Origin of the sequence: Pseudarthrobacter sp. CCNWLW217 (assembly GCF_037203985.1) — a bacterium.
In the GTDB taxonomy this organism is placed as follows: domain Bacteria; phylum Actinomycetota; class Actinomycetes; order Actinomycetales; family Micrococcaceae; genus Arthrobacter.
The window spans coordinates 16,385-28,985 of record NZ_JBBCBT010000002.1; the positions used below are offsets into that span (position 1 = coordinate 16,385).

Annotated in this window: 10 protein-coding genes and 1 tRNA gene; 8 read left to right on the top strand and 3 right to left on the bottom strand. The window is 65.5% G+C overall.

Annotation, left to right across the window (positions count from 1 at the left end):
• Nucleotides 1-203 precede the first annotated feature (203 nt).
• The 4 genes from V9L18_RS02665 (at nucleotide 204) to V9L18_RS02680 (ending at nucleotide 7,637) form a co-directional block, all read left to right on the top strand.
• Complete coding sequence (locus V9L18_RS02665; protein WP_337345639.1) at nucleotides 204-1,067, top strand: SURF1 family protein; 864 nt, start codon at nucleotides 204-206, stop codon at nucleotides 1,065-1,067.
• Nucleotides 1,064-1,591, top strand: a complete 528-nt coding sequence (locus tag V9L18_RS02670; protein WP_337345640.1) for a DUF3817 domain-containing protein — start codon at nucleotides 1,064-1,066, stop codon at nucleotides 1,589-1,591. The genes V9L18_RS02665 and V9L18_RS02670 overlap by 4 nt, the downstream gene beginning before the upstream one ends.
• Nucleotides 1,592-1,690: 99 nt before the next feature.
• A complete protein-coding gene (gene guaA / locus V9L18_RS02675) occupies nucleotides 1,691-3,280 on the top strand; it encodes a glutamine-hydrolyzing GMP synthase (protein ID WP_337345641.1) in 1,590 nt (529 codons plus the stop codon).
• 130 nt (nucleotides 3,281-3,410) lie between these two features.
• Nucleotides 3,411-7,637 carry an AAA family ATPase gene (locus tag V9L18_RS02680; RefSeq protein WP_337345642.1) on the top strand — a complete coding sequence of 1,409 codons (4,227 nt, stop codon included), beginning with the start codon at nucleotides 3,411-3,413 and terminating at the stop codon, nucleotides 7,635-7,637.
• A 110-nt stretch (nucleotides 7,638-7,747) separates the two neighbouring features.
• On the opposite strand, the gene V9L18_RS02685 is transcribed toward V9L18_RS02680, so the two are convergent.
• The 3 genes from V9L18_RS02685 to V9L18_RS02695 form a co-directional block, all read right to left on the bottom strand.
• Nucleotides 7,748-8,374 carry an RcpC/CpaB family pilus assembly protein gene (locus tag V9L18_RS02685; protein WP_337345643.1) on the bottom strand — a complete coding sequence of 209 codons (627 nt, stop codon included), beginning with the start codon at nucleotides 8,372-8,374 and terminating at the stop codon, nucleotides 7,748-7,750.
• Nucleotides 8,375-8,685: 311 nt separating this feature from the next.
• Entirely contained in the window at nucleotides 8,686-8,958 is a 273-nt protein-coding gene (locus tag V9L18_RS02690; protein WP_337345644.1) for an FmdB family zinc ribbon protein, read from the bottom strand.
• Between the two features lie 160 nt (nucleotides 8,959-9,118).
• Nucleotides 9,119-9,736, bottom strand: coding sequence for a 5-formyltetrahydrofolate cyclo-ligase (locus tag V9L18_RS02695; protein ID WP_337345645.1), 618 nt, complete (start codon nucleotides 9,734-9,736; stop codon nucleotides 9,119-9,121).
• Nucleotides 9,737-9,822: 86 nt separating this feature from the next.
• Between V9L18_RS02695 and galU the strand changes: the two genes are divergently transcribed.
• The 4 genes from galU to V9L18_RS02715 all read left to right on the top strand — a co-directional run bounded on the left by galU (nucleotide 9,823) and on the right by V9L18_RS02715 (nucleotide 12,587).
• Entirely contained in the window at nucleotides 9,823-10,728 is a 906-nt protein-coding gene (galU, locus tag V9L18_RS02700) for a UTP--glucose-1-phosphate uridylyltransferase GalU (protein ID WP_337345646.1), read from the top strand.
• Nucleotides 10,729-10,734: 6 nt separating this feature from the next.
• The gene (locus V9L18_RS02705) at nucleotides 10,735-11,355 is read left to right on the top strand and encodes a GNAT family N-acetyltransferase (RefSeq protein ID WP_337345647.1); all 621 of its coding nucleotides are present in this window, start codon (nucleotides 10,735-10,737) and stop codon (nucleotides 11,353-11,355) included.
• Nucleotides 11,356-11,453: 98 nt separating this feature from the next.
• On the top strand, nucleotides 11,454-12,389 hold the full coding sequence (locus tag V9L18_RS02710; protein ID WP_337345648.1) for a hypothetical protein: 936 nt from the start codon (nucleotides 11,454-11,456) through the stop codon (nucleotides 12,387-12,389).
• A gap of 125 nt (nucleotides 12,390-12,514) precedes the next feature.
• Nucleotides 12,515-12,587, top strand: a tRNA-Ala gene (locus tag V9L18_RS02715).
• The last annotated feature ends 14 nt before the right edge of the window (nucleotides 12,588-12,601 follow it).

Consider the following 12,601-nt stretch of genomic DNA (forward strand, 5'->3'; position numbering starts at 1 on the left):
CGTGTCGACTCCGTCGCCACGCAGGGACCCGGCTGCCCCACTCTGGGGGCAGGCCCTTTCGTGTCGACTCCGTCGCCACGCAGGGACCCGGCTGCCCCACTCTGGGGGCATGCCCGTTCGTGTCGACTCCGTCGCCACGCAGGGACCCGGCTGCCCCACTCTCCGTTTAGTTGTTCTACGGCGGAACGAAGTACGGTTAAGGGGTGTGGAAAACAGCCCTCAAACCCCGATGGATCGCAGGCCTGGTGTTTGCGATTGCAGTATCCGGGGTCTTCGTCCTGCTCAGCCAATGGCAGTTCGGCAGGTCCACGCAAGCCGAGATTCCGGTAAACCCGGCCACCGAGACCGCACAGGCGCTGTCCAGCACGCTGCAGCCCGGAGACTTCTTCCACGGCTCCGTGGCTGACCAGATGGTCACCGCCGAGGGGACGTACGACCCCACGAAGCAGGTTCTGATACCTGGCCGGCTGCATAACGGCGAGTCGGGCTACTGGGTCGTGACCGCGTTTGCCGTCAAGGGAGCGCCCGTCCTCAGCGGCGTCGGAGCCTCGCCCGAAACCTGGATCCCGGTGGCCCGCGGCTGGGTGGCCGACCCCGCCGATGCCGCCGAACCGCCGTCGGGCCTTCTTGAACTGACGGGACGGCTCCTGCCGTCTGAGGCGCCCGTGCCCGAAACGGCGCCCGGACCCGGACGCGCCACGGCGGTCTCCGTGGCCGAACTCATCAACTACTGGGACGTCAGCAGCTATCCCGGTTTCATCGCGGCCACGTCCGAAGTGTCCGCCGGCAAGGACGTCAGCGCTGCCTCCATGGACGGGGACCTCAAGCCGCTGCGCATCGGACCCCAGCCACCTGCCCAGCAGATCAACTGGCTCAACCTCTTCTACTCCCTGGAGTGGGTGGTCTTCGCCGGCTTTGCCCTGTTTATCTGGTGGCGCCTCGTCAAGGACGATTACCGCCGGGACCTTGAAGACCAGTTCGACGGCGGCGAGGGCGCCGACGGCGACCACCATCACGTTCCAGCCAAGACACCTCCTGCACAGACCCAACAAAAGGTACAGCCATGATCGAACCCAAACCCGCCATGCAGGCACAGCCCACCGGTGACAGCAGCCAGGGTGGCGGAACCGCCGGCAAGGGCAAGAAGCGCCGCTTCGGCGGCACCGAGCAGCAGATCCGCTCGGCCCTGAAGTTCTACAAGGTGCTGGCGTATCTCACCGGCGCCATGCTGCTGCTGCTTTGCGCCGAACTCATCGCCCGTTATGCGTTCGGCCAGTACTTGTTCGCCGGCGGCACCAACGCTGTCACCGGAGCGCCGTTCGGCCTGGGGTTCGCCGACGCCGAGCCCAAGGGCGTGGTGGGCGGCGTCAACATCTCTGTCACCGTGCTGATCGTCCACGGCTGGATGTACGTCGTGTACCTGATGTCCAACTTCCGCCTCTGGTCGCTGATGCGCTGGCCGTTCGCCAAACTGATCGTGCTGGCCCTGGGCGGCGTTGTCCCGTTCCTGTCGTTCATTGTGGAGAAGCGATTCCACGCGGAGGTCGAGGCGGAGCTGACTGCCAACCCGCAGGCACCCCAGCGCTACTAGGGCGGCGGCACGGCGGCCGTCCCGCCGTCGGACGTTTTGTCCGTCACACCGGCGGCCCTGGATGTGCGGCCGGGCAACCGCGCAAAGTAGGCTAGTACGGTGACTACTCCCACTGCATCCCAGACTTCCCAGAAGCCGGTGCTGGTTGTTGACTACGGTGCCCAGTACGCGCAGCTGATTGCCCGCCGCGTCCGGGAAGCGAATGTGTATTCGGAAGTGGTTCCGCATACCTACAGCACCGAGCAGCTCCTGGCCAAAAACCCGGCCGCAATCATCCTCTCGGGTGGCCCGTCCAGTGTCTACGCGGACGGCGCACCGTCCGTCGGCGCTGACCTCTTTGAAGCCGGGATTCCTGTCTTCGGCATCTGCTATGGCTTCCAGGCCATGGCCAATGCCCTGGGCGGAAAAGTCGACAAGACCGGCCTGCGCGAGTACGGCTCCACCCAAACCACCATCCTCGGCGAGGGCCGCTCCGTGCTGGAAGGAATGCCGCAGCACCAGAACACCTGGATGAGCCACGGCGACTCCGTTCACGAGGCGCCGGAAGGCTTCGAAGTGCTGGCCACCACCGCCGGTGCCGAAGTCGCAGCGTTCGCCAATGAAGAGAAGTGCCTGTACGGCGTGCAGTGGCACCCGGAAGTGAAGCACTCGGCCTACGGCCAGCAGGTGCTGGAAAACTTCCTGTTCAAGGGCGCCAAACTGGAACCCAACTGGACCACCGGCAACATCCTGGACGAGCAGGTGGAGCGCATCCGCAAGCAGATCGGCGATGCCCGCGTCATCTGCGGCCTCTCCGGCGGCGTCGACTCTGCGGTCGCGGCAGCACTTGTCCAGCGAGCAGTCGGCGACCAGCTGACCTGTGTGTTCGTGGACCACGGCCTGCTCCGCGAAGGCGAAGCCGAACAGGTGGAACGGGACTTTGTGGCGGCTACCGGCGTCAAGCTCTACGTTGCCAACGAGCAGGAGCGCTTCCAGGCCGCACTGGCCGGCGTCAGCGATCCCGAAACGAAGCGCAAAATCATCGGGCGTGAGTTCATCCGCGCCTTTGAAGAGGCTGAACTGGCCATCATCGCCGAGGCTGCGGCGCACGGCGAAAAGATCAAGTTCCTGGTCCAGGGAACGCTGTACCCCGATGTCGTCGAATCCGGCGGCGGTGAAGGTGCGGCCAATATCAAGAGTCACCACAACGTGGGCGGCCTGCCCGAGGACCTGCAGTTTGAACTCGTCGAGCCGCTGCGGACCCTCTTCAAGGACGAAGTCCGTGCCGTCGGCGCCCAGCTGGGGCTGCCGCAGGAAATCGTTGGCCGCCAGCCTTTCCCGGGGCCTGGCCTCGGCATCCGCATCGTCGGCGAAGTCACCAAGGAGCGCCTGGACCTGCTGCGCAAGGCGGACGCCATCGCCCGGGCAGAGCTCACAGCCGCAGGGTTGGACAACGACGTTTGGCAGATGCCGGTTGTCCTGCTGGCAGATGTCCGCAGCGTTGGCGTCATGGGTGACGGCCGAACCTACGGCCACCCGATCGTCCTTCGCCCGGTTTCCTCAGAAGACGCCATGACCGCGGACTGGTCACGGCTTCCGTATGACCTCCTGGCCCGGATATCCAACCGGATCACCAATGAGGTGGAAGGCGTTAACCGCGTGGTGCTGGATGTGACCAGCAAGCCGCCGGGAACCATCGAATGGGAATAGCGTCCTGACAGTGGCCGGTCTCCGAAGCGGAGGCCGGCCACTGGTCGCTATGCGGGGAATTACTCCGCAATTTGGCATGATCAGTGTTGCGGTCTCTCACTACGGCATCTTTGCGGCTACGCTCGAAAGTATGCCGGTATGGTCCAGGGCGTCACGTGAAAACGCAGAAAAGAAGGCAGTAGTGTCAGTTGGTCAAGGCCACCCGGAGGGCTCCGAGGAGTTCAGGAAATGGCTGTCCGGTCTCAAGCCCGTCACCGGGGCAGACACCATGCTGCGTTTCACCAAGACACCTGAGGGTTCCATCGACCTCACCCACGCCCACCCATCCGGTCTTGCCCAGCTGATGGCGGGCCGCCGCACGCGGCTCTCAACCCTGATCCGGGATCACCAGCAGTACGTGGTCGCGGCTCGGGCATCCCGGAACATCCGCTCCAAAATCTTCGAACTCGGCAATGACCGCGGTATCGACGCCGGCTACCTGTCCGCCGGTACGGTGGTGTGGACCTCCGCCGTCGGGGGTAAACCGCAGCGCATTTCCGCGCCGGTGATGCTCACAGCGATCTCCCTGACGGTGCGCCCCGGGGAAGATGACTACGAACTGCAGCTCACCGAACAGGCTCACATCAATCCGGCGCTGGTCCGTCACTTGAAGAACATCCACGGGATTGTGTTCGACGTCAACGCCGTCACCCGCCTTGCGTACAGTACTGCCCGCTTCGATCCACAACCGGTGCTGGACCGGCTGGCGACGCTCATCAGGCCGATTCATGGTGCGGAGGCGCAGCACAACCTGCTGGTCTCGACTTTCGCCGATTTGTCCGGAAACCTCGACGACCCATGGATCAACGAAGGGAACCCACTGGTTGCCGCCCTGGCTACGGCTGCCAGCGGTGCCGTGGTGGACGTGGACGAGCCGGACGTCTCCCGTTTCCCCGGCGTCGACCAGCGCCACCCAGCCGATGAACTGCTTCTGCTGGACGCTGACGCGCAGCAGCAGTACGTGCTGGACGCCGCCCGTGCGGGGGACTCCTTGGTGGTCAGCAGCCCGCCCGGGACGGGCCAGACGCAGACCGCCATTAACACCATCGGCACTCTGGTGGATGCTGGCAAGACCGTGCTGGTGGTCGGGGACCGCCGTGCCAGCCTCAACGAAGTGTCCGCCCAGTTGGAGACCCTCGGGCTTGAGTCCATCATGTTCCAGCTTTCAGGGACCGCTACTCCGCAGCAGCTCAAGGCGCAGCTCGTCCGGGCCATTGTCCGGAATGAGAAGTCCCTCGAGCCCCAGCTTGGCAACCTGCATAAAACCCTCACCGAACACCGCCACGCCCTGACGGACCATGTGGCGTCCCTGCACAACGTGCGGCAGCGCTGGGGGTGCTCGCCCTACCAGGCCATGCAGTCACTGGCTGAGTTAACCTCCATCCAGCCGGCCCCGGCCACCACGGTCCGGCTCAAGCGGAGCGTCCTGGACAACATCCGGGACCGTGACGAACTCGCCGGCCGGCTCCGCCGTGCCGCTGAGCTGGGCAGTTTCAGCCGCGCGTCCACCACCAGCCCCTGGCACGGGGCAAGGCTGCTCACCCGCAAGGAAACCGAAGAGGCCCAGCAGTTGGCCCGCTCCGTGGAGGAAAACCTGCCGGTCCTGCGCGAGAGGATGAACGCTGTTGCAGAGCACGCCGAAATCCGCCTTGGCCTTTCATTTGCCGAATGGGGTGAGCAGCTTGAGCTCCTCATGGCGGTGCGCGAAAGCCTGGACAAGTTCACGCCGGACATTTTCGACCGCCCTGTCCATGACCTGATTTCGGCGACCGCGTCCTCGGCGTGGCGGCGTGAGCGGAACATCGACATGGCGTCCATGCAGCGTTCCCGCTTGCGCCGCGTGGCGAAGGAGTACGTCCGTCCCGGCGTGCACATCGCGGACCTTCACAGCTCCCTGATTCTCGTGCAGGAACAGCGGGCACTGTGGTCCGGCTATGCCACAACCCAGCGCCACCCCGCCGTGCCGTCCGGCCTTGCCGAAATGAACATGATGTACCGGTCGCTGGACCGTGAGCTCACTGAGCTGGGGGAGGCCATGCGCCATACGGAGGCAGGCGGCTCCCTGGCAACCACGCCATATCCGGAACTCATGGAACGCCTTGAGCGGCTGGTCGCCGACACCGAGACGCTGAAAACCCTGCCCGAGCGCACGCTGCTGGTAGAGAACATGCGCGAACACGGCTTGGGGGAACTCCTAAACGACCTCGCCGAGCGGGAGGTCCCGGCCGGGTCCGTGGCAGCGGAGCTTGAACTCGCTTGGTGGCAGTCCGCCCTGGAAGCCATGATCAGCGGCGACGACTACCTCGCCATGTCCGACGGCGACGCCCTCCGGCAGCTGGAGGCCGAATACAGGCTCGCCGACAACGCGCATGTCGCCAGCGGTGCCGCCCGCCTTCGCTGGGACCTGTCCGAGCGGTGGCGTGCCGCCATCGCCGAACATCCGCGCCAGGCTGCCCTGCTTCGGAGCCTGCTGAAGGACGGCCGGGTCACACTGTCCGCGCTGACCGCCCAAGCGCCCGCGCTGGTGCCCATGCTGGTGCCTGTCTGGTCCGTGAGCCCGTACCTGATGACCGGGCTCCTACCGGCCGAGCAACGCTTTGACGCCGTGGTTGTCCTGGACGCTGAAGCCACGTCCCTCCAGGCAGTTCTGCCTTCCATCGCACGGGCCAAGCAGGTCATTGCCTTCGGTGATTCCCGGATTGCCAGCCCGCGTACATTCACTGTGGGAGTGGAAAGACTCGCAGCCGGCGAAACGGCACACCAACGGGTGGAGAGCGCCTTCTCTGCGCTGTCGGCCGTGCTGCCCGTCTGGCGGCTGAACTTTGTGTACCGGGCCGTCGACGAAGACCTGGTCCTCCAGCTCAGCAAGAATTTCTACGACGGCGGCCTCCGCCGACTCCCCGAAGGCCAGTCCGCCACGGGTCTGGACAGGGCGCTGCTGGTCGAGTACCTGCCGGACGGCACGGGGCTGCCCAGCGCCGACCACGAGGGTGTTGAATCCGTCGTGGCAGAGGTCAACCGCGTTGTACACCTGGTGTTTGAACACGCACGGCTCCGCCCGCGCACGTCACTGGCCGTGGTGACGGCCAGCCTCCGGCATGCGGCCAGGATTGGCGAGTCCATCAGGCTGCAGCTGCCCAACCATCCCGGCCTGGCCGGGTTCTTCGGAGCAGGCCCCGAGTCCTTCCGCGTTGTTGATCTTGAGCGCGCGCAGGGCCTGGTCCGGGACCACGTGATCTTTTCACCTGGCTTCGGACGCACGCCGCACGGCCGGGCCCTGCACAACTTCGGTCCTTTGTCCGCAGAGGGCGGCCGCGAAAAGTTCGCCCTCGCCATGACGCGCGCCCGCAGGTCCCTGCACGTACTGACCTGCTTCCGGCCCGAGGACCTGGACCACACCAGGCTGACCCACGGCGCGGTCGACCTCTACGAGCTGCTGGACCGCGAGATCGCCGGCAACACCAACCTTGGCACGCCTGCGTCCCGGGCAGCGGCCAGCGAGCAGGCGCTCGGCGCTGACCCGCTGGTAGCGGACCTCGGAGACCGCCTGCGTGCCCGCGGCGCCCGTGTCTGGCACCAGTACGACGGCGTCATTGACGTCGTAGCCGCGGCGGACCCGCTCAGCACTATGGGCCAGGACGACCCCGAGACCCCCTGGCCGGTGGCCATCGAATCCGACGGCACCGAGCAGTACCGGACCATGAGCGTCCGCGAGCGGAGCAGGCTCCGGCCCCAACTGCTGGAGCGCCTCGGGTGGCGGTACATGCCGCTGTGGACCATTGAGGTCTTCACCGACCCGTCGGCCTGTGCTGACCGCATTGCCGGATATCTGGGCCTGGAGAAAGTGGTCCTGCCTGGCCGGGTCACTGCCTCAGCCAATTTCTTCGATGACGACGTCGACCCGCTTTCACTTGAGGCCTACGGGAATGTTGGCCTCGAGCCTGCCCGTCCCGTCCGGGCCGACCACCGGCAGCAGGTGCAGCCTAGCGCGCCGGAGAACCAACAGCACCGGGCCGCACGCCCGGATAAGGAGGAGGCGGTCATTATGACCCCAACACACGGCACCGCCGGTCCGGCCGGTGAGGATGCCGCTGGCGGCAAACGGGCCGGCGAGGGCACCGCGCAGGAAAACGCAGGCCAGGACAACACGGCGCACGAGGGCAAAGCATCCACTCCGGCCTCGGCGCAGGCTGCCGCAGGCACCGAGGGCATCCTTCCCAACAAAGCCGCTGAAGACGATCCCCGCCGCTGGGGCGATGGTTCGGAGGACGACCACGACGCCTGGCTGAAGGAGCAGAAGCCGCCGCACTGGGGCTGACGGCAACGCGTCCATTAGGTCACCGCGAGACCTTTGCCTGAGGGGCGCCGCCCGACCGAGACAGCTTGGCAGCCGAGGGGCATAGGCCCCCGGACAACAGGCGGGCTGGCTCAACCTGGTGGCTGCGTCACCAGGACGAAAAACAGCTTGCCCTGCGTGGAGGCACCCGCCAGGCGGGCTGCCTGCTCAGGGCGGGCCGCCACCACGATCAGGCCGTCTGTCTCGGCGGTACCGAGCCATTCCCCGGTCTTGCCGCCCTGGCCCGAGGTCCAGAGCACCGGGACTGCCGTCGCCAGAACCTCCGGGGGAGCCTGCTGGTCGTAACCGTTGGTGCCCGTGAGCACCACGTTGACCAGCTGGCCCGGTGACACGAGCTGGATGGATGACGGGTCCGCCATCCGCAGCGGAACGGCAGCGGACCCTGGGGGAGTTCCCGTGAGCAGGCCGGGTCCCAGCAGTTGGGCGTCAGTGAGGAGCTGCCCTTTGCGGAGCGGGGCAGCCAACTGCTTTCCCTCTGCCTCGGCACTGCCCCGGATGAATCCCGCAGCCAACATCCCCGGCGGCACTTTTACCTCGGCCACGTCCGAGGGCGCCAGCGAGGAACCGGCCGGAAGATCCCTGGCTGCTGCGAGTGCTGTCGTCGAATCGGCAGGGGCCGGAGTCAGCTGATGGACGGCAACGGCGGCCGCAACGCACAGCAGGAACGCTATGGCCAGGCGACGGTTCCTGGCCAGCAAAGGGCCAAGCCGTCGGCCGGGCGGACGGCCGGCCGGCTGGGGACCGGTCCTGCGGGGTTGGCGCCCGGGCGCATTGGCTTCTCTGCTGCGGCGGGTTCTTTGATAGGGGTGTAACAGTGGGACAGGCATAGGCCCACGCTAGTTCCGGGCGACGGGTCCAGGGCAGGCCGGTTGAAGGCTATGTGGACAACCTGAAGCCGGGATTGCTGGGGGGCCCAGGAAAGGCGTCGGAAACAGGGGAGGCTAAATTAGCCTGGAAACCCGCCCAGCACGGAACCATTACCGCAGGGGCTTATGAGCTGGGTTGGTCGTTAGCTTGCAGCAGCAGCAGCAGCAGCAGCAGCGGCCGGGGCAGGTGCCGGAGCAGCTGGCGCAGCAGGGGCGGGCGATACAGCGCTTCCCTTGCTGTCCCGTGAGTCCGTGCGGTAGAAACCGGAGCCTTTGAAGACCACGCCTACGCTGTTGAACTTCTTGCGCAAGGTCCCCTGGCATTCGGGGCAGGACGTCAGTGTGCTGTCCGTGAACGACTGGACAATGTCGAAGGCATGGCTGCAATCCTTGCAGGCGTACGCATACGTTGGCACTGGTGCTCCTCCTCTTGGGCAAACGAGAGGTCCCGTGCTGCCAGGACGATCTTTGCCGTCCATTAGCAGTCGCAGGGCCTGAGTGCCAATTCTATCATCCCTGCCGCCAAGGCCAACTGCGAAGGCCAACTCCGAAGGCCAACCGCGGAGCCGATGCTGCTCAAGCCGTGCGGAGCGGAACGACACCGGAGGGAGTGAGGGCCGCCGGGACCTTCCTGTCAAAGTCCTCCGCGGGGATGCTGCCCTGTGGCAGTACTTCCTGGTCATAGACGATTGCCGCTGAAGGCAGGCCAGGCCGCAGGCCGTCCAGGGAGTTGAGGAAAACGTCGTAGTAGCCGCCGCCTTGTCCGATCCGGTTGCCGTCGCGGTCCACGGCGGTGGCGGGCATAAACAGCGCCGACACCCCTGCCATCACGTCGAGTCCGTGGCGTGTCCCTGCCGGCTCGAGTATGGGGGCATACCTGCTTCGGACCAGTTCACCGCCCGGTGCCCAGAAAACCCAACTGAGCCTGCGCCCCGGTTCGCAGATTGGCAGCAGAACCTTATGCCCTCGGCCGTGAAGTGCGTCGATGAGGGGGACGGTCGGCGGCTCGAAGTGGACCCCCAGGTAGACACAAAACGTGGATGGCATTCCGTCTGAGCACTGTTCAGCCCAGTGGAGGCCGTGGTGCGCAATTCCGGCACCAGCTGCCTCGCGGGTGGCGAGGTCCATGGCGGCACGTGCAGCCCTGTGCCGCGCGCGGATCTGTTCCTTGTACGAGCTGTTGCCGGCGGTCATGAATGGCTCAACTTCCCGTTGTCCGGGGCCGGGCTTCACCGGGCCAATGATTACTGTCTGAATGTTCCCTCCGCTAGATTAGTCCAGTGACTACCACCAACCAGACAGTACGTAAGGCCGTAATTCCTGCAGCGGGACTCGGCACCAGGTTCTTGCCTGCCACGAAGGCCATGCCTAAGGAAATGCTCCCGGTAGTCGACAAACCTGCCATCCAATATGTCGTCGAGGAAGCCGTCAAAGTGGGGCTTCACGACATCCTCATGATCACCGGACGCAACAAACGGGCCCTCGAAGACCACTTTGACCGGGTTCCGGCGCTGGAAGCTACTTTGGCGGACAAGGGCGACACCGCCAAACTGTCCTCGATCCAGGCCGCCAGCAACCTCGGCGACATCCATTATGTCCGCCAGGGCGACCCCAATGGGCTTGGCCACGCGGTGCTACGTGCAAAGCAGCACGTGGGCAACGAACCGTTCGCCGTCCTGCTGGGCGATGACCTGATCGACGCCCGGGACGAACTGCTGAGCACCATGATCGAAGTCCAGGCGAAAACCGGCGGGTCAGTCGTCGCCCTGATCGAGGTGGAACCGTCAGAGATCAGCGCCTATGGCTGCGCTGACATCCAGGACATCGACGGTGAGAGCTACGTGCGGATCAACGAGCTCGTGGAGAAGCCGAGCATGGAGGAAGCGCCGTCCAACCTCGCCGTCATCGGGCGCTACGTCCTGCACCCCGCTGTTTTTGACGTACTGGAACGCACCGGACCGGGTCGTGGCGGCGAGATTCAGCTCACGGACGCACTGCAGGAACTGGCCGCTGGCGACAATGAAGGCCATGGGGTCTACGGCGTGATCTTCCGTGGCCGCCGTTACGACACCGGCGACAAACTTAGTTACCTCAAGGCCTGCGTCCAGCTGGCAATCGACAGCGACGACCTCGGGCCCGGTCTACGCGAATGGCTGCCCGGCTTCACCGCCGGTCTTTCCAAGTAACGCACCGTGCGCGCCGGCCCCATCTGGCCCGTCACACTGGAGTGCGGGGACCTGGTACTGCGCCCTATCCGGTACCGGGACAAAAAGGAGTGGACCGAGGTCCGGGGGCGGAACAGCGAATGGCTTGCTCCCTGGGAGGCGTCCAACCCGGCTCCTGGCGGCAGCCTGCCCGACTACCGGCAGATGGTGCGGTCCCTCAAGATCCAGGCGGCGCAGTCCACCGCGCTGCCGTTCCTCATCACGGAGCGGCGTCCCCAGCAAGCTGCTCCCGCCATCGTTGGCCAGTTGACAGTGTCATCCATTGTGTGGGGTTCGGCCATGATGGCAACGCTGGGGTATTGGGTGGACCAGGCGCGGGCCGGACACGGCATTGCTCCAACGGCCGTAGCTATGGCTACGGATCATTGCTTCCAGGTTCTGGGGCTGCACCGCATGGAGATCAACATCCGTCCGGAAAACGGCCCCAGCCTGCGCGTCGTTGAAAAGCTCGGCTTCCGCGACGAAGGCTACCGGCCGCGCTTCCTGCATATTAACGGGGAGTGGGCAGACCACCGGACCTTCGCCCTGACCTCGGAAGAAGTCCCGGATGGGCTGCTTCCCCGCTGGCTGGCGTCCCGCCCCTCCTAGGTCCCGCGCCGTCATAAATCCATTGATTTGCCACGTTGCCGGCGACACACCGTGGCTAATGCCGCAGGGCTTGGCGTAATGCTCATACGGTTTTGATTGTGGACTTCCCCCTTAGCAGCTCAGTGATCCTTGTGGTCGCCGTTGTGCTCTGGATTGTCTGGGTTGCCCCGTATGTTCTCCGGAACCGCCGGCACCAGTTTCAAGCCGCAGGCGAGATGACGGCGGACGCACCAGCTACTGAATCATCGGACCCGAGAGCCGGGACGGTCATGAACATCACCGCCCAGCAGGAGAAAGCCATGGACATCAGGAAGAGCCCCGTAGCCGCATTGGACGCCGCCGCGGAGCCCGGGGCCAGGGCAGGGACCGGTGGATTCCGCATCCGCTACGGCCGTACGGCCATTGCGCTGCTGGCACTCATTGCCCTCCTGACCGCAGTCATTGCCGGTGTGCTTCTGCCGTTCGGGCTGGGCACGCCCCTGTTGCCGGTTCTTGCCTTCCTGGCCGCCTTTGGATCGTTGGCATTGCTGCGTGGACTTGCTGTCCGTGACCGCAGGAAAAAGGTCAGTGCCGCGTTCAGGTCCGCGATGAGTGCACCGGCCCGCCGTGAAGGTCAACCGGAGCAGACCCCGGCACCTCAGCCCGGGCCCCAGCCGGAAAGCCAGCTGTTCGACGCCGAAGCCCACCGGCCAAAACCCAAGCCCCTGACGGCCGCTGAACTGCGCCAGGCTGCCCTCGCCGTTGCCCTCGAAGCCGGCGACACCAGCGCCAGCACGGCCAAGGATTCAGTACCTGCCGGAGAAACGTGGGAACCGGTTGATGTCCCCAAACCGGTTTACGTCGACGCGGCAAAAGCCGAACGGCCCGCACCCGAGCCCCTGGACCTGCCCGAGTCGCCCAAGGCCGTAGGCAAGCCCTCCCTGAAGCAGGGCGCTCCGGCCGCGCCGGCGGTCGCGCCAGCCGCGAAGCCGCTGACAAAAGCACAGAGCGCACTGAGCAATCTCGACGACGTCCTGCAGCGCCGGCGCGCCTGACATCCTGCTGCCCGCCGGACTCACAGGCCAAGGAGTCTTTTCGGCTCCCGGTTGGTAAAGTGACCGGAAAATTTGTAGCCTAGGGTCACCGGCCCCGCGGCTCCCACCGGAGAGCGGGCGGTTCCGGGGCTATAGCTCAGTTGGTAGAGCGCTTCGTTCGCATCGAAGAGGTCAGGGGTTCGAATCCCCTTAGCTCCACAAACTTGGCTGTC